Raw genomic sequence first — 16,455 nt, forward strand, 5'->3', positions numbered from 1 at the left:
CACACGACATGTCGCAAAATAGAGCATGGCGGGCGGCCGATGTCGGCGGACGGCGGCCGATCTGCGCCTGTCTATTGCGACATGATCGAAAGGCCAGGTGAGGCCGTACAGCCGTCCGCGGCGCAGCGGACCAGCCATCCGGCGGTCGCCCCGTGGAGCCAGACCCACCCGGCGGCGAACAGGAAGGCGACCCCGAGGAGGAGGCGGATCTGGTTCCAGTAGCGCGCCGGACGGCCGAGCGGCAGGGTGACGCCGATCATCGGCGGGACGGCGACGAGCGGGTGGACGGCGACGGCTGCGGCGGCGGCGCCGAGGACCAAAAGCCCGCGGGCGAGCGCGAGGGTGCGCGGCACCCCGAGGGCGACGGCGGTCGTGCGCACGCCGGTTTCGCGGTCGGCGTCGTGGTCGCGGATGACCTGGATCGTCTCGAACACCGCCGAGTCGAGCGCGAGCAGGCCGGCCAGCACCCACCCGAGCACGTGCGTCGGCGGGAAGGCGACGGTCAGCATCGCCGCGCCCCAGATCATCATCGCGGTGATGTCGGCCCCGGCGACGTGCTTGAGCCGCGCCGAGTAGAGCCAGCACACGCCGCCGCCGACGACCAGCGGGACCAGCAGGCCGAGGTCCCACACGCCGGCGACGAGGAGCATGGCGCCGACGAGGCCGAGCTGGGCCCCCACGGCGGCGCCGCGGTGGTCGCGGAGGTACCGCGTGTTGGCGTCGTCGCGCTCGGGCGAGCGCAGGTCGGTCGGCAGGTCGAGGAAGTCGTTGTTGAGGTAGACGAGCAGGTTGAGCAGGAAGGCGAAGCCGAGCCGCACCGCGACCTCGGTCGGCGACAGCCGCAGCGCGAGCATGATGAGCAGCGCGCCGCCCATGTTGGCCATCTCGAGCCGCTGCAGCCGGTAGACCGCGACGTTGAGCAAGATCCGCAGGGCCGCGATCATCGCCGGGCCTCCCCGTAGCCGTTGACGAGCTCGAGGTCGGCCGGGTGCGGCGCGGGCACGCGGATGAAGCCGACGTGGTCGAGGTCGTCGATCTTCTCGCGGCGGATCTCACAACCTGGCTCACAGACCAGGTACTCCATCCAGTGGAAGCGCAGCACCAGGTCGACGTTCGGGTCGCTGCCGGTGACGCTGATCCGGTTGGGCGCGGCGACCACCTCGCCGCCGCCCTGCTGGATCAGGTGCGGCTCGATCGTGGTGCGGAAGATCCGGTGGTGGCCGATCTTGCCGGCCGGGACGATCAGGTCGGGCTTTTGGTTCCACCAGGTCGCGTTGCTGGTGACGATCACCCAGCGCACCGCGTAGGTCTCGAAGTACGTGCGCAGCTGGTCGTCGCCGGCGACCCCGAACTTGTGGCGCCGGTAGAGGTTGGCCATGCTGTGCTCGAGGTTGCGGAAGCGGAAGCCGCCGATGATCTGGGCGTCGGTCTGCCAGTGCAGCCGCTCGCCCACGGCTGGCTCTTCGACCAGGAAGCGGCTCTGGCCGTCGTCGACCTCGCGGACCCACTTCGACACCTCGCCGTGCTCCGGCCGCGACGGGAACAGGCGGTAGTCCGGGTGCGCCGGGTAGCCGCTGGCGGCCAGCAGGACCTTCTCGCCGCTGTAGAGCGGGGCGACCTCGGGCAGGTGCGCGGGGGTGAAGTAGAGGATGTCGCGCACGAGCATCTGCCCGGCCGGCAGGGCGAGGACGACCAGCAGGGCGCGCGCGGGCGGGGTGAGCGAGCGCCACAGCTCGCGCAGGCGCACCGACTCGAGCGCGGCGGCGGCGGGGATGACGGCGAGGAAGGCGAGCGGGAGGACGTGGCGGTAGGGCTGGATCTGTCTGAAGAGCCAGATGTACCCGGAGGCGTAGGCGAGCAGCACCATCGCCACCACCGCGACGACGAACGGCAGGGTGCGAGGGTCGCGGGCCCGTCGCCAGCGCCACAGGCCGACCAGCGCGCCGCCGAGGACGAGGAAGCGGAAGCCGGTGCGCGTGCCGAGGAGGCCGGAGGTCGCGGTGTCGAGGACGAGGCCGAGGTAGTCGGCGAGCAGCCACTGCAGGCCCGACTGGCCGAAGAACCCGGAGTCGAGGATGTAGTGCCAGAACTGGACGGCGACCGCGAGCCACCAGGTGTTGAGCACCAGGGTGAAGACGACCATCGCCAGGACCGCGAAGTGGCCGCGCGCGCCGAGGCGACGCAGCTCGCGGAGGTACAGCACCAGCATCGGCGCGACCAGGACGACGAAGGTGTAAGGATGGACGAGGTGGGCGACGCCGAGGGCGAGGCCGGCGGCGAGGCCCTGCCACGGCCTCCGCTGGCGGGTCCAGCGGTAGAAGAGGGCCAGCGGCAGCAGCGAGAGGTAGCCGCACAGGGCGTAGGCGACCATGCCGATCCACCAGCACCAGTGCGAGAAGGAGTCGAAGAACCACAGCGCCGAGGCGAGCGCGGCGGCCCACAAGGCGGCGCGGCGCGACAGGTCGAACAGCCGCGCCGAGGCGTAGACGACCGGCAGCACGCCGAGGTGCGCGGCCGCGGCGAACAGGTTGAAGGCGAGCCCGGCCGGGACGCCGAGATGGCTCAAAAGCCAGGTCCAGACCTCCCAGCCCTTGTTGTCGGCGTCGAAGATGACGCCGTGCAAGTAGCCGGCGAGCAGCCGCGGGTCGTACAGCCAGCTGTGACCCCAGCCGTCCATGGCCTCCATGAAGCGCCAGGTCTGGCCGACGTGGGTCTCGAAGTCGACGCCGGTGATCGGTGTGTCGGTCCACCAGACATCGAGCGGGACGAAGTAGAAGAACCACGCCAGGTGAAACGCGACGATGAGCAGCGCGGCGAGGACGAGCCGCACGGGCCGCTCCGGCGCGGACGACCCGGATGGCTCGGGCCCGCTCGGGCGCGCGGCAGGGTCGTCGGCAGCGGGCATGTGGGCGCGGATGATACGAGAAAACAAACGGGTCCGGCGCGTCATGAACGATCGCCGCTCCGGGCCCGGGAGCGTGATGGCCGCCGCCCGGGCCGGGAGCGGCCTGGTGAGCCCCGCGGACCCGTGTGATAGGGTCGCGGAGCATCCGGGGCGAGCATCCATGACCAGCGAGAGCAGCCGGATTCCGCCGTCCGACCTGGTGATGGTCGCCGACCTCGTGCTGCCCTGCAGCCATTGCGGGATCCCGTGCACCGGCACGGTGATGGTCTGGTTCCTCCGCGAGGAGATCCGGCACGCGATCGAGGTCGACCGGCCGACGTTCGACATCCTGCTCGGGAAGCTCTGCGTCGGCGAGCGTGCGAGCGACGAGCTGCCGCGGTTCGTGACCGACTGGTGCGCCTCGACCGGCTGGATGGACATCGACGCCGCCGAGGTCGGGACGCCCGTCCCCCACATCGAGATGACGGCGACGCTGACGCGACTCGCCCAGGTCGAGCTCGACGAGCGCGAGCGCCAGCTCTTCGACGCGCTGCGGCGCGTCACCCGCGAGGGGCTGGCGACGGACTCGCCGCTGTTCGTCTACTACGACTGAGAGCGCGGCATCGCGCACTCGACACGCGCGCGCGATCGCGGTACCCGGCTTGGGTGAGCGCTGCCCGCCCCCGCAGGTTCGTCGCCGTCGCCGGCAACATCGGCGTCGGCAAGTCGACGCTCGTCACGTTCCTGGCGCGGCAGTTCCGACTCACGCCGCACTTCGAGCCGAACGAGCAGAACCCGTACCTGGTCGACTTCTACTCGGACATGCCGCGGTGGGCGTTCCACTCGCAGGTGTTCTTCCTCGCCAAGAAATTTCGCATCCACCAGGAGCTCATCCGCGCGACGCAGCCGGTGATCGGCGACCGCACGATCTACGAGGACGCGGAGATCTTCGCGGAGAACCTGTACCGCCGCAAGCAGATGACGCGGCGCGACTATCAGACCTACCGCGAGCTGTACGAGGCGATCGTGCAGCAGCTGCCGCCGCCCGACCTGATGATCTATCTAAAATGCTCGATGCGGACGCTGCGCAAGCGGATCGCGCTGCGCGGGCGACCGGAGGAGCAGGCGATCCCGACCAGCTATCTGCGGCGATTGCAGGAGCTCTACGACGCGTGGTTCTCGCGCTACGACCTGTCGGAGACGGTGACGATCGAGACCGACAAGCTCGACTATCTCCACGACCTGGTCGACCGCATCGACCTGTTCGAGCGCATCGAGAAGATCTTGAAGTTGCGGCGCGATCCGGACGCGGCGCTCGAGTAACAATAAAAACCGGGCGGAGCCGCGAGGGCGCCGCCCGGTCGGGCGAGGCTGTCCTTCAGGTCAGCCGGGCTGGAGGATGAACGGGTAGGTCACGATCGCGGCGCCGCCCGAGGCCGGCTTGGGGAACGACCAGCGCTTGACCGCCTGGGCGATGCAGGACCCGACGGCGCGGTCCTTGAGGTCGGTCTCGCCGACGACGGCCGAGGTGACCTTGCCGGTGCCGCCGATGGTGAACTGGACGGCGACGCGGCCCTTGAGGTTGGCGTCCTTGGCCAGCCCCTGGTTGTAGCAGTAGCGCACCTCGTTGATGTGAGCCCGCACGACGCGGCGGATGAGGTCCTTGTCGAGCCCGCCGACGACCTCGGCCTTGGTGGCGAGGACCTGCGGGGAGCGGGTCTTGCGGGTCTCGAAGCCCGCCGAGCGGCGGAGCAGCCCGCCCTCGCCGTCGCCGGGGCGGTTGTGACCGATGAGGCCGACCGAGGTCAGACCCACCGTGCCCTCGCCGGTGCCGCCGCCGGAGCGGCCGGTGCCGACGAGGCCGAGGCCGCCGATGCCGTTGGACTCGGCGATGTCGCGGCCGACGAGCTGGCCCCACACGTCGTCGTTGTCGTTGCCGACCGCGAAGGCGTCGCCGAAGGGCGTGGCCATGAAGTGACCCGAGTCGGCCTTCATCAGGCCCAGGACGCCGGTGTTGCGCGCGTCCATGTCCGGGTCGAAGTTGCGGGCCAGCTTGGGGACGGCGGACGCGTTGCCCTTGATGGCGTAGCGGCCGCTGACCTGCTTGCTCTCCTTCTTGCCGGCCTTGCCCTCGTCGCCGACGTGGCGCTCGCCCGCGGCGCCGCCGGGCTCGTCGGCCTGCTCCTCGTCGGTCGGGATGGCCTCGTCCTTCTGCTCGTTCGGCTGCGCGAGGTAGCCGACGAAGCGGCTGTCCGCGAGCTCCTCCTGTAGCGCCAGCGCGCCGGCCTCGTTCGGGATCATCTGCGTGAGCAGGATGAGGCTGCCGATCGCGGCCGCCGACAGGCCGTTGTGGAACCAGAACGGCTTGTCGATCTCGCTCTTGCGAGCGAGCACGCGGCCGGGCGCGACCGAGTGGATGAAGAAGGTGAGGCCCTGCCAGCGGATCCGGGCCTTCGCGCCGGCGGCCAGCGGGTAGCTGTAGACGCCGGCCTCGACCTGGCGCGCGAGACCGTTGCGGATCAGCTCCTCGAGGGTCACGTGGGTGTCGCCGATCCGCACCTCACCGGCCATGTCGGCGGTGAACTGCAGGTTGTGGTCGCGCTCGCCCTGGACGATCGGGAGCTCGCGGCGGCCGGGGACGGCGACGTGGAAGGCGGCGTCGTGGCCCTCGCCGAGGGTGTAGGCGGTGCGCGAACGGTCCTGCATGCGCATGGCCGCGACGCCGAACGGGATCAGGCCGAGCATCGCCAGGCCGAAGCCGAGGCCGCCGAGGCCGGTGCCGGGGGCCTTCGGGGCCGGGGCGCTGACCTCCGCCGCGGCCTTGACGGCCTCGGCGTGGCCGTCCCAGTCCTGGGCGGCGTCGTGACCGAAGAGGGCGAGGCCGCCGAGCACCAGGGCGCCGCCGGCCGCGAGCCACTTGGGCGCGCTGCGCCGGCCGTCACGGGTCTGGCCGAGGTGCTGCACGTCGAGGACGGTGTCGTTGTACATGGCCACGACCTCGGCGACTCGGCCGCCGTCCTGCACCTCGGACTCGTTGTGGAGGGAGCTGACTTCGATTCGATGGTTGCGGGTGGTCATGGCGTCACGGACTTTCATACAATCGTTGGGTGACCGAATAGACATGTTCTTTGGGTACTGTCTCGACGAGCAGGCTCGTCCAGCCGCGCGGGGGTCCGTCGCGGCGGCGGATGGGCCGCTTTCGCAGCCGCTTCCCGTCTCGCCGTCGCAGCACCGTCGACGCGGCTACAGACAGAGGTCAGGGGTCGCGGTTCCTCGGGCGACGAAAAATTGTGTGGGCCGCACGCGACGAACTCGCCCGGGAACCTGCGTCAGGCCGCGTTGTCGCGGCGCCCGGCCGGGGACCCGCGCGTGGGGGCGATGTTTTCGGGCGGCGAAAGTGACAGCGATCGCGGCGCCGGGAACCCGGCTGCGGCGGCGCTGTCGCGCGCCGCGTGTGGGACAGCGTGGGGGCCGAATCGGGCGCGCGCGGCGGAATGCGAGCGGGGGGGTTGCGGCAGCGGTCGCTGTCTCTTTCTCGGGCAGCGGCGCTGCGAGGATCGGCGCGGTGCCGTCGCGCGGAGGTCCGATGTGGGTGCGAGCCCTGCAGCGCGCAGTGGACTCGGCGACGGCGACGAAGGTGCCCCGGCGCATGGAGTGGAGGCGGTGAAGACGAAGCTTGCCTCGCCATCGCAGCCGCTCGTCCTCCGCGGCGAGTGTTTTAAACAGAAGCGCGCGCGGGCTCAGCTCGACTCCGCACCCGCGGAAGAGCTCGCCCTCGGCGGCGAGCGCTTCGCGAAAGCGCGAGCTCAGCTCACCTCCGCAGCCACGAAGGAGCACGTCCTCGGCGGCGAGCGCCTCTCGAGGAAGCGCGAGAGCAGCTGGCCTGCGCAGCCGCGGAAGAGCTCGTCCTCGGACTCGGCTCGCCATCGCCGCCGCGGAGGTCTGCGTGCACCGCGGCGAGCCTTTTGGCGAAGGACGAGCGAGCGAGCTCAGGCGGCCTGGCGCAGCGCCTCGAGCGTCGGGTTCACGAGCTCGCGGAGGCCCTCGCGCCACAGCGCGGCGCGCAGGGGCGCGTCGACGACCCCGTGCGCGTGCAGCTCGGGCGCGCCGGGCTCGCGCGCGAGCGCCTCGATCGTGGCCTCGGCGCCGGCGATCGCGGCGGTGAACACCGCCTCCGCGCGCGCGCTGGTCCGCGTCGGCGCGCGCGAGGGCCCACTGGACGACGCGCCAGCCGAGCTCGGCGTGGCGCTGCTCGTCGGCGGCGATCTGCTCGAGGATCCGGCGCACGGCGGGATCTTCGGCGCGCAGGGCGGCCTCGCGGGCCTCGAGCGCCGACAGCGTCTCGCCGACGCAGGCCTCGCGGATGACCGCGGCGACCACCGCGTCGAGGTCGAGCGCGCCGAGCGAATCGGCGGCGGTCAGCGGGCCGGGACCGACACCTGTCCCTTCGTACAGGCTGGCCAGCGCGAAGCACAGGCGCGCGTGCTCGATCTCGTCGGCGAGGGCCTGCTGCGCGTCCTTGACCAGGTCGGCCGGCGCGCCGACGGCCAGCAGCTGCAGGATGAAGCGCGCGAACGAGGCCACCGAGGCGTGCTCGCACAGGCCGATCTGCTGCCAGTACGCGGCCAGGCGCGCGCGTCGGCGGCAGCGCGACCGGGACGCGGACGAGGGCGCGCCAGTCGTCGCGTGCGCACGCCGGCGCGGTGACGGCCTGCTCGTCGACGAGGAAGGGCCGGCCGCAGGCCGCGTTGGCGCAGGCCCACGACTGGACGCTGTCCTCGAACACGCACGGGGGGCTGGGGCAGTCGCTGTCGCCGGAGCAGGCGTCGTCGGGGGTGGTGCAGTGCGAGGAAAACAGACCGGGCTCGCAGATGTCGGCCGCGAAGCCGCAGAGCTCGCCGGGGCAGTCGGCGTCGGTGATGCAGGTGGCGGGGATGCACTCGGTGTAGAGGCCGAGGCCGTCGCCGGCGCAGCGGCACACCTCGCCCGAGGCGCAGTCGCCGTCGGTCTGGCAGCCGTACACGCAGCCGCAGGTGTCGCCGGGCGCGAGGATGCCGCCGAACACCATGTTGAGCTGGCACGAGCCGAACGGCTTCTCGGTGCAGTCGGCGTCGGTGAGGCACTCGCCGTCGGGTGAGGCGTCGGCGGGGCAGCTGCTCGGCGTGAGCGGCGACAGGCACTCGCGGGGCTCGGGGCGGTGGACGAGGCCGTCGTCGCACTTCACGAAGCCGGAGGGCGTCGGCGGATCGACGAAGGCCTGCATGAGCTCGGTGACGGTGCCCTCGCAGACAGGCGGGATCGGGCCGGTGGTCGAGGTCGGAGCGTCGGTGGTGGCCGTGGTGGTGGTCTGGCCGCCGCTCTCGGTGCCGGTGCCGGGGTCGATGGTGCCGGTGCCGGGGTCGATGGTGCCGGTGCCCGGGCTCGTCGTGCCGGTGGTCGCCGGGTCGGTGGTGGCGCCGGTCTCGGACAGCGAGGAGGAGTCGGTCTCGGTCTCGTTCTTGCCGGGCCCGCAGGCGACGAGCAGGCCGAGCGCGGCGAAGAGGGAGGCGCGGACGGGGTCTAAGGAGGTTCGGATAAGCGTCATGGCGGGAAAGGTGACGCATGAGCGCGGTGCGGGTCAAGCCGCGCGGTTGCCAGCGGCTGCATCGGTTCGTACCGTCCTCGGGTGACGGACCGCGCCGCGCCGGCCGGCCGCTTCGGCTGGATCTCGCCCGACTCGGGGCCGGTGGTGGCGCGGTTGTTCCACGCGCTGCTCGGGTTGGTGTTCGTGCTCGCGTTCGGCTCGTTGCGGGCGCAGGTGGAGCCACTGTTCGGCGCCGAGGGTCTGTCGCCGCTCGCCGAGGCGGTCGCGGGGGCGCGCCCGGGCGGGTGGTCCGCGACGCCGACGCTGTTCTGGTGGGGCTCCGGCGACGCGACGCTGCGCGGGGCCGCGACGGCGGGGATGATCGCGGGGGCGCTGGCGCTCGTCGGCGTGTGGCCGCGCGTGTGGCTGGCGATCGCCACGCTGCTCTACCTCAGCTTCGTCAGCGTCGGCGCGCCGTTCCTCCAGTTCCAGTGGGACAGCCTGCTGGTCGAGTGCGGGGTGCTGGCGCTGCTGCTGCCGCGCGATCGGCCGCAGCAGGCCGCGCACCTGCTGCTGCTGTTCGCGGCCTTCAAGCTGTACTTCGAGTCAGGTCTGGCCAAATGGGGCTCGCCGCTCGGCGACTAGATCGACGGCAGCGCGATGTCCTATTATTACGAGACGGCGCCGCTGCCGGCGCCGCTCGCATGGTTCGCGCACAACCTGCCGGGCTGGTGGCACGCGCTCGAGAGCCGGGCCACTCTGGTCGCCGAGCTGGTGGTGCCGGTGCTGCTGTTCTGCGGGCGTCGCGGGCGGCTGATCGCGCTTGTGGTGCTGACGGGGTTCCGCTGCTCAACCTGGCGACCGCGAACTACGGGTTCTTCGTGTGGCTGGCGCTGGCGCTGCACCTGTTCATGCTGCGCGACGCCGATCTGTTGAAATTGTACGCGCGGTTGCCGGGGCGCGCGGTGTGGGGGCGGGTGCTGCTGCCGCGCGAGGGCGTGTCGGCGCCGGCGTGGCCGCGGCTGCGCGCGGGGCTCTTGGTTGCGTTCGGGGTCGTGTACGTGACGCTGTCGCTGGCGACCGCGCGGGTCGAGCTCGGCGCTGGCGCGGGGCGGTGGGCGGCGGCGCTGCAGCGGTACGCGGAGCCTTGGCACGTGTTCAACGCGTATCACCTGTTCGCGCAGATCACCCGTGTGCGGATCGAGCCGGAGTTCGCCGGGTTCGCGGCGGGGGCGTGGCGGACGTACGACATGCGCTACAAGCCCGGGCCGCTCGATCGGGCGCCGCCGATCGTGGCGCCGCACCAGCCGCGGCTCGACTTCATGCTGTGGTTCTACGGGCTGCGGGCCCGGCGAGCGCCTCCCGGGTACGTGCGCCGGTTGCTGACGCAGCTGTGCGAGCAGCCGGCGCGGGCGCAGGGGTTCTTCGTGACGCCGCTGCTGGACCGGCCGTCGCACGTGCGGGTGCAGTTCTGGCGCTACAGGTTCACCCGGCCGGGCGAGGCGGGATGGTGGCGGCGCGAGGCGGCGGCGCCCGAGCTGGTGGTGGCCTGCTCGAAGGGACAGGTGGAGCGGTGAGGCGGCGGCGGGCGGGGCGGAGGTGGGGGCGAAAATCAGATGTCCGAAAGAGCAGGTAGAAGGTGGGTCGGCGTGCGGCGAGCGGTGGTGCGAGGCTCGCGGTCGCGCCGGTGGTTCGGGCTTGACTTCGTCGGGAGGTGCTCGTAACTTCCTCGCCGTTCCGCGGCTGCTGCTCGGGATTCTCTGGGCCCTGGTGCACGGCTGTCCGTCGCGCCAGGGTGGATAGGACCTGTGCGTCACGACACGGCCCCGAAGGTCAGGTCGCACAGGCACGAAGCGCGCGCCACCGAATCGGCGCGTCGCAATGCTCGCGCGTGGGCCGACGCGCGCGCAGGAGCAGCACGTCATGCAGCCAAAGAACTTGCAACGGGTCTTCGCCGCGCTCGCGCGCGAAGGCCTCCATGTCGAGCGCGACGGTCGTGTCTACCGTGTGCGGCTCAAGGACGTCGAAGGTGCCCCCGCGGGCGAGGTGCTCCTCCCCGACGAACTCCCGGTCGAGGCCAAGGCGCTGCGCCAGCTCGCCGGGCTCGCCGCGCTGCGCCACCCGGCCGGCGGCGGCGTGACGACCGTGCGGGCCTCGCCCGACTTCCACCCCGGCGACGCCGGCGTGGCGATCGGCTCGATCGTCGAGACCGAGGGGATCGTCGTCCCCGCGGCCGTCGGCACCGACATCAATTGCGGCATGCGCCTGCACGTGGTCGACCTGTCGGCCGAGCAGCTGCTGGCCAGGCGCGATGTGTTGGTGGAGCGGCTCAAGGGCGACTACTTCTTCTCGTCGCGCGACCTGCCGATGACGGCAGAGGCGATGCAGGGGCTGTTCCGCGAGGGGCTGGTCGGGTGGCTGTCGGCGGTGCGCCGGCGACCGCTCGGGCGCTGGCTCGGGCAGACCTCGATCAGCTCGAGCAGGAGATCGATCGCGTCCACCTCGGCGGTGCGCTCGACGGGGACCCGCGCTGGGCCCCCGAAGACATCGTGCCGGCGGAAGGGGTGGTGCGCGACGGGGGGCTGGCGACGATCGGCGGCGGCAACCACTTCGTCGAGATCCAGGTGGTCGAGGAGGTCGTCGACCGGGCGCGCGCGCGGCAGTGGGACGTCCGCGCGGGGCAGGTGGCGATCATGATCCACTCGGGCTCGCGCGGGGTCGGCAAGCACGTCGGCGCGATGTGGCGCGACCGGGCGCGCAGCATGTGGCCGAAGGGCCAGAAGTTCCCGCCGGAGGGGCTGTTCTCGCTGTCGCTGGCGGATCAGCCCGAGGCCGTCGCCGGCTATATGCAGGCGGAGGCGACGGCGGCGAACTACGGGTTCCTCAACCGCTTGCTGCTCGCCGAGCTGCTGCGACAGCGCCTGCGCGAGCTGTTCGGCGAGGTCGCCGCGCCGCTCGTGTACGACCTGCCGCACAACATCACGCTCCCCGTGGAGGGTCCGGCGCGGCGCTGGATCACCCGCAAGGGCGCGTGCCCGGCCGGGCTCGAGCAGCCGGTGATCATCCCCGGATCGATGGGCGCGGCGTCGTACCTGCTGGTCGGGCGCGGCTCGCCGCACCTGCTCGGCTCGGCGTCGCACGGGGCCGGGCGGGCGACGTCTCGCTTCGAGATGGGTCGGCGCGGCCGTGAGACCGAGGACCTCGGGCTCGCCGGCGTCGACTGCATCACCCTCCGCGAGGAGCGGCGGATCGAGGAGGCGCCGGCGGCCTACAAGCCGATCGGCCCGGTGATCGCCTGCCAGGTCGAGGCCGGGCTGTGCGATGTGGTCGCCCGCATGCGGCCGCTCATGACCTTCAAGGCGTGAGCGGCCGCGGCGGGCGCCGCGGTGTGGTGATTCGCCCGCGAATCACATCGGGATGAAGCAATTGATCGAGGTGTCGATGCGGAAGTTGCTGCCCGCCTCGCAGCGCTCGGCGTGGAAGGCGTCGAGGCTGTAGGTCTCGCCGACGGTGAGGCCGAGCAAGTCGAGCTCGATCGTGCCCATGGCCGGCGGGTGGAGGCCGCCGATGTCCATCGCCAGCTTGCCGTCGATGAAGATCCACACGTCGTCGTCGCCGCTGAAGCTGAAGGTCTGGCCGGCCTCGTAGACGAAGTTGGTGTGGATCTCGGTGGTGAACGAGCCGTTGCGGTCGGGGTAGGTCTCGCCGGCCCAGTTCGGCGTCACGTTGTTGCCGAAGCCTTGACCGGTGAGCGGGAAGAACTCCTCGCTCTCGAAGCTCCAGATGCCTTGCTGGATCTCCGTCAGCGCCAGCTCGCCCGCGATCTCCACGTTGATGCCGTCCTTGGTGTTGTACCAGTCGCTGAACGACGCGGCCGAGGTGATCTGCGGGTTCGAGCCGCCGTACCCCGGCAGGGTCGGGCCCGGCTGCGGGTTGTAGACCGGCTTGCCGTCGCCGCCGAGCATCGGCTGCACGAGGGTCGGCCGCACGCCGTTGCCCCACATGTGACAGCCGAAGTCGGAGTGCAGCGGCTTCATGTCGCGGTAGATGACCGGGAGGTTGCCGCACTCGAGCGGCGGCTCGCCGGTGGTGCTCGTCGTGGTGGTGTCGGTGGTCGCGTCGGTCGTGGTGTCGGTGGTCGCGTCGGTGGTCTCACCGGTGGTCGTGGTGGTGGTCTCGCCCTCGGTGGTCTCGCCCTGCGTGGTGGTCTCGCCCTCGGTGGTCGTGGTCGAGGTCACCGGCGTCGACGTGGCGGTCGCGGTGTCGGTGTCCGTCGCGCTCGGGTCGGTGGTGCTGGTCGGCGCCGTGGTGGTGGTCGTCGTCGACTCGGTGCCGCTCGCGGTGCCGCTGTCGGTGCCGTCGGACGCGGAGCCGGTGCCGGCGGTGGGGTCGTCGGTGGTGGCGGTGCCGTCCGTCGACGCGGTCGATTCGGTGCCGGCGTCGGAGTCGGTGCCGTTGCCCTGCGGCGCCGGACTGCCACACGCGATCGAAAAGCTCATCACCATCAGGAGGGCCGAGGGGCCCCCACGAGAAGGAATGCCAGACATCGTGCGAATGTAGCGGATCTGCGCACGGCCGCAAGCCGCCGCGCTCGCGCGCGCGTCGGGGAACGTCACGCGCGAGGCGAAGGACGATCGCCTCGCGGACGTGATTGTCTCTTCACGCGGCCGCTCACGCTACGGGGTGAGCGGCCGCGGTGGTGGCAACATTCGCCGCGGGGCCGGCGATCACATCGGAATGAAGCAGGCGATCGAGGTGTCGATGCGGAAGTTGCTGCCGCTGTCGCAGCGCTCGGCGTGGAAGGCGTCGAGCGAGTAGCTGTTGCCGGCCACGAGGCCGAGGGTGTCGAGGTTGATGGTGCCGTTGACGGGGCCGTGGAGGCCGCCGAGGTCCATCGCCAGCTTGCCGTCGATGAACACCCACACGTCGTCGTCGCCGCTGAAGCTGAAGACCTGGCCGGCCTCGTAGATGAAGTTGGTGTGGATCTCGGTGGTGAACGAGCCGTTGCGGTCGGGGTAGGTCTCGCCGGCCCAGTTCGGGGTGACGTTGTTGCCGAAGCCCTGGCCGGTGAGCGGGTAGAACGAGTTGCTCTGGAAGCTCCAGATGCCCATTTGAATCTCGGTCAACTCGAGCTCGCCTTCGACCTCGAAGTTGATGTCGGCCTTGGTGTGGTACCAGTCGTTGAACGAGGCGGCGGAGGTGATCTGCGGGTTCGTGCCGTTGTAGCCGGGCGGCGGACCCGGGGGTTCGGGTTGTAGACCGGGGTCTGGTCGCCGCCGAGCATCTGCATCACGAGGCCCGGGCGGGCCATGTTGCCGTTCATGTGACAGCCGAAGTCGGTGTGCAGCGGCTTGAAGTCGCGGTAGATGACCTTGAGGTTGCCACATTCGAGCGGCGGCTCGCCGGTGGTCGTGGTGGTCTCGCCGTCGGTGGTCTCGCCGGTCGTGGTGGTCTCGCCGGTCGTGGTGGTCTCGCCGGCGGTGGTGGTGGTCTCGTCCAGCGTGGTCTCGCCGGTGGTGTCGCTCGTGGTCGAGGTCACCGGGGTCGTCGTCGCGGTGGTGGAGTCCGAGGTCTCGCTGACCGTGGAGTCGGTGGTGGTCGTGGTCGGCGACGTGGTGGTCGGCGACGACTCGGAGCCGCTGTCGGTGCCGCCGCCCTCGGTGCTCTCCGTGGCCGAGCCCGAGGCGGTGCCGTCGGTGGTGACGCCGGTGCCCTCGGTGACGGCGGTCAGGCCGGTGCCCGTGTCCGAGTCCGACTCGGTGCCGGTGCCCTGGTTGGCCGGGCTGCCACACGCGACGGTAAAGGTCATCGCCACCAGGAGCGTCGACACGCCCCCGCGAGATTGAATGCTAGACATTGCGCGAGGGTACCGGATCGCCGCAGGCTCGCAAGAGCCGGTTTCGCTCGCGCGCGCCGGGGCAGGCCCGAGGGGCGGCGAGGTGCGACGCGAGCGCCGAGTCGACCGATTGACAGCTCACAATGAAAGCGAAGACAGGCGCCGGATTTTATGCCGATGCGCGCAGCCGCGCGGCGACGGCTGCCGGCGTCGTCCGATTCGCGACCGGTGTATGACGATGGTGCGATACGCGGCTCGCATCAGTCACTGACTGCCGTCCGCTTCCGGCGCGCACCGCGGGCCGCGAAGGCGCAAGCGCAGGCGAGTGGACCTCCGTCCAGGCCGGCGCAGACGCCTGCACGGGGCGGTGGCTGATGGAGAGGACGATTCGCCGGCGAGGGGGCGCAGCGGACGCGGCCAGGACGAGATTGGTGAGAGTGCCCGCCCGACGATTCTGAATCGAGGCATTGGGGGCGGCTGATGTTTGCAAATAGGTGCTTGCCCGGCCGAGCTCATTTCGGTGTCGAGGGCTGTCGGGAGAAGAGGAGCGATGAATCGGCCTACGACGAATCATGGACGTCGAACCCGCTCATCATCCGGTTCGCCGCGCCGCCCTAGATGCGGGGACTTCGGTGGAAGTCCCCGCTCGTACTGGGCCACAATCAGAGGATGCAGCCGATGCGGACGCCGTCGATGGCGACCTCGTCGATCCACACGTCGTAGTGGTCGGGGTTCGGGTTGCCCTGGTAGAGCCACCAGCCGACCCACGCCGACTCGAATTGCGGCATGACGTAATCAGCGCCCTGATTGCCGCCGTGGCTCGTGGCGGTGGTGGCGAGCGAGGGGTGCTCGGTGGCGTCCCACCAGAACTTCGTCTCGTCGTTGGCGCCGTCGTGCAGCCATTCGAGGCACACCCAGTCCTTCACGACGACCGCGGTGGGGGCTCCGCGCGGGTCGCCGTCGAGGTTGGTCCAGTCGCCGGTCGGGCCGCCGTCGGAGCCGACGCCGAACAGGTTCTTGCCGACGAACGGGTTGTACTGGCCGCCGACGCGGATCTCCCCCGGCTCGCCGGAGCCGACGGCGCCGACGAGGGTCCAGTGGGCCCAGTCGGGGGCGATCGGGACGGCGTCGATCCACACGAACATGCGGCCGTAATAGGTGTTGTCGGGGGCCGGGAAGGTGACGACCTCGCGAAGATAGGAAAAACCATTGCCCTCGGTGTGGACATGGGCGGCGCTCGCCCCGCGCGGCGTGCTGCGAATCGATGGTGACGGTGCCGGTGACCTGCCACTTGCCCAGGTCGATCGCGCCGGCTTCGAAGGAGTCGCACAGCAGGACGTCGGCGCCGTCGCAGCGCGGGTCGCCGAAGAACTTGGTGCGATCGCTGGAGTAGTCGCGCAGCGGCTCGCCGGTGGTGCTCGTGGTGTCGTCGCCGGTGGTGTCGGTGGTCGGGCCGACTTCGCTGGTCGAGGTGGTGCTGGTGGTGGTGTCGGTGGCGCTCGCGTCGGTGGTCGCGGTCGAGGTCGTCGTCGAGGTCGAGGTGGTCGGTGCGTCGGTCTCGCCGGTCGACGGGGCGGCGGTGGTGCCGGTGGTCGGATCGGTCGAGCTCGCGGCGTCGCTGCCGGTCGAGTTGCCGCCGTCGTCGCCGCCGCAGGCGCCGGCGAACAGCAGGGACATTGCGAGCATCGTCGCGCGGGTGCAGGTCATGGCGAAGAACCTCCGCGGCGAGGTTAACCCGGTCCTCGCGGCCGGCCGACACGGCGTTCGGATGCGAGAGGACGGGTGCGCAGGGCCTCATGCGCGCGGCCGGGCGCGGGCGCGAGGATGCGGGGGCGGGGTTCCCCCCGGCGCGTGATGTGGTGATTGCCGCTTGATCCTGTCTCGCGGGACAGGTTGTCTCGCTCCCGGATGCAGACCCGGTCTGGCGACGAGGACGATGGCGAGGGGCTGTCGACATCGGCGCCACGGACGGTGGGCGGGCTGGTGCGAGTGGCCGCGCGCTTCGTCGGTTCGACGCTGTCGCGCAGGCCCCGGTCGCAAGTGCACGCGTGGGCGACGGCGATCTCGCACCGCGGTTCGTCCGGTGCTCGGAGCGGCGGGGCGCGGCGCCGTCACGCTCCTGCGGCGCGGCAGGCTCGGCAGCGAGGGGACGGACAGGAGCCTTCGCCGTCT

At 71.2% G+C, this 16,455-nt stretch carries 17 protein-coding genes and 1 pseudogene; 10 read left to right on the top strand and 8 right to left on the bottom strand.

Annotated features, from left to right (window positions below; all coding sequences use genetic code 11):
- Positions 1–71: 71 nt before the first annotated feature.
- Together OV079_RS40825 and OV079_RS40830 are read right to left on the bottom strand one after the other, a co-directional pair.
- Positions 72–944, bottom strand: a complete 873-nt coding sequence (locus tag OV079_RS40825; protein ID WP_267775108.1) for a UbiA family prenyltransferase — start codon at positions 942–944, stop codon at positions 72–74.
- Positions 941–2,830 carry a hypothetical protein gene (locus tag OV079_RS40830; RefSeq protein ID WP_267775109.1) on the bottom strand — a complete coding sequence of 630 codons (1,890 nt, stop codon included), beginning with the start codon at positions 2,828–2,830 and terminating at the stop codon, positions 941–943. The genes OV079_RS40825 and OV079_RS40830 overlap by 4 nt, the downstream gene beginning before the upstream one ends.
- Positions 2,831–3,065: 235 nt before the next feature.
- Here OV079_RS40830 and OV079_RS40835 point away from each other — a divergent pair, with 235 nt between their 5' ends.
- Positions 3,066–3,497 carry a hypothetical protein gene (locus OV079_RS40835; RefSeq protein ID WP_267775110.1) on the top strand — a complete coding sequence of 144 codons (432 nt, stop codon included), beginning with the start codon at positions 3,066–3,068 and terminating at the stop codon, positions 3,495–3,497.
- Positions 3,498–3,550: 53 nt separating this feature from the next.
- Positions 3,551–4,207 (top strand): deoxynucleoside kinase, encoded by a 657-nt coding sequence (locus tag OV079_RS40840; RefSeq protein ID WP_267775111.1) that lies wholly within the window; start codon positions 3,551–3,553, stop codon positions 4,205–4,207.
- A gap of 60 nt (positions 4,208–4,267) precedes the next feature.
- On the opposite strand, the gene OV079_RS40845 is transcribed toward OV079_RS40840, so the two are convergent.
- Together OV079_RS40845 and OV079_RS40850 are read right to left on the bottom strand one after the other, a co-directional pair.
- Positions 4,268–5,962: an AgmX/PglI C-terminal domain-containing protein gene (locus tag OV079_RS40845; protein WP_267775112.1), complete on the bottom strand. Its 1,695-nt coding sequence runs from the start codon at positions 5,960–5,962 to the stop codon at positions 4,268–4,270.
- A gap of 911 nt (positions 5,963–6,873) precedes the next feature.
- Positions 6,874–7,053, bottom strand: a complete 180-nt coding sequence (locus OV079_RS40850; RefSeq protein WP_267775113.1) for a hypothetical protein — start codon at positions 7,051–7,053, stop codon at positions 6,874–6,876.
- Positions 7,054–7,126: 73 nt separating this feature from the next.
- Between OV079_RS40850 and OV079_RS40855 the strand changes: the two genes are divergently transcribed.
- The 7 genes and pseudogenes from OV079_RS40855 to OV079_RS59430 all read left to right on the top strand — a co-directional run bounded on the left by OV079_RS40855 (position 7,127) and on the right by OV079_RS59430 (position 11,812).
- Positions 7,127–7,591 carry a hypothetical protein gene (locus OV079_RS40855; RefSeq protein ID WP_267775114.1) on the top strand — a complete coding sequence of 155 codons (465 nt, stop codon included), beginning with the start codon at positions 7,127–7,129 and terminating at the stop codon, positions 7,589–7,591.
- The gene (locus OV079_RS40860; protein WP_267775115.1) at positions 7,588–7,833 is read left to right on the top strand and encodes a hypothetical protein; all 246 of its coding nucleotides are present in this window, start codon (positions 7,588–7,590) and stop codon (positions 7,831–7,833) included. The genes OV079_RS40855 and OV079_RS40860 overlap by 4 nt, the downstream gene beginning before the upstream one ends.
- Before the next feature lie 312 nt (positions 7,834–8,145).
- The gene (locus tag OV079_RS40865; RefSeq protein WP_267775116.1) at positions 8,146–8,553 is read left to right on the top strand and encodes a hypothetical protein; all 408 of its coding nucleotides are present in this window, start codon (positions 8,146–8,148) and stop codon (positions 8,551–8,553) included.
- Complete coding sequence (locus OV079_RS40870; protein WP_267775117.1) at positions 8,550–9,092, top strand: hypothetical protein; 543 nt, start codon at positions 8,550–8,552, stop codon at positions 9,090–9,092. The genes OV079_RS40865 and OV079_RS40870 overlap by 4 nt, the downstream gene beginning before the upstream one ends.
- A gap of 15 nt (positions 9,093–9,107) precedes the next feature.
- On the top strand, positions 9,108–9,383 hold the full coding sequence (locus tag OV079_RS40875; protein ID WP_267775118.1) for a lipase maturation factor family protein: 276 nt from the start codon (positions 9,108–9,110) through the stop codon (positions 9,381–9,383).
- A complete protein-coding gene (locus tag OV079_RS40880) occupies positions 9,329–10,024 on the top strand; it encodes a lipase maturation factor family protein (RefSeq protein WP_267775119.1) in 696 nt (231 codons plus the stop codon). The genes OV079_RS40875 and OV079_RS40880 overlap by 55 nt, the downstream gene beginning before the upstream one ends.
- A gap of 346 nt (positions 10,025–10,370) precedes the next feature.
- A pseudogene (locus OV079_RS59430) lies at positions 10,371–11,812 on the top strand (RtcB family protein).
- Between the two features lie 42 nt (positions 11,813–11,854).
- Here OV079_RS59430 and OV079_RS40895 read toward each other — a convergent pair.
- The 4 genes from OV079_RS40895 to OV079_RS40910 form a co-directional block, all read right to left on the bottom strand.
- Positions 11,855–12,946: a fibro-slime domain-containing protein gene (locus OV079_RS40895; RefSeq protein WP_267775121.1), complete on the bottom strand. Its 1,092-nt coding sequence runs from the start codon at positions 12,944–12,946 to the stop codon at positions 11,855–11,857.
- A 228-nt stretch (positions 12,947–13,174) separates the two neighbouring features.
- A complete protein-coding gene (locus tag OV079_RS40900) occupies positions 13,175–13,573 on the bottom strand; it encodes a fibro-slime domain-containing protein (RefSeq protein ID WP_267775122.1) in 399 nt (132 codons plus the stop codon).
- Positions 13,570–14,256 (bottom strand): hypothetical protein, encoded by a 687-nt coding sequence (locus OV079_RS40905; protein WP_267775123.1) that lies wholly within the window; start codon positions 14,254–14,256, stop codon positions 13,570–13,572. Before OV079_RS40905 ends, OV079_RS40900 begins: the two co-directional genes overlap by 4 nt.
- A 689-nt stretch (positions 14,257–14,945) precedes the next feature.
- Complete coding sequence (locus OV079_RS40910; RefSeq protein WP_267775124.1) at positions 14,946–15,428, bottom strand: hypothetical protein; 483 nt, start codon at positions 15,426–15,428, stop codon at positions 14,946–14,948.
- A gap of 269 nt (positions 15,429–15,697) precedes the next feature.
- Here OV079_RS40910 and OV079_RS40915 point away from each other — a divergent pair, with 269 nt between their 5' ends.
- A complete protein-coding gene (locus OV079_RS40915; protein ID WP_267775125.1) occupies positions 15,698–16,138 on the top strand; it encodes a hypothetical protein in 441 nt (146 codons plus the stop codon).
- Positions 16,139–16,455 lie beyond the last annotated feature (317 nt).

This window comes from Nannocystis pusilla, from assembly GCF_026626665.1.
GTDB lineage: Bacteria > Myxococcota_A > Polyangia > Nannocystales > Nannocystaceae > Nannocystis > Nannocystis pusilla.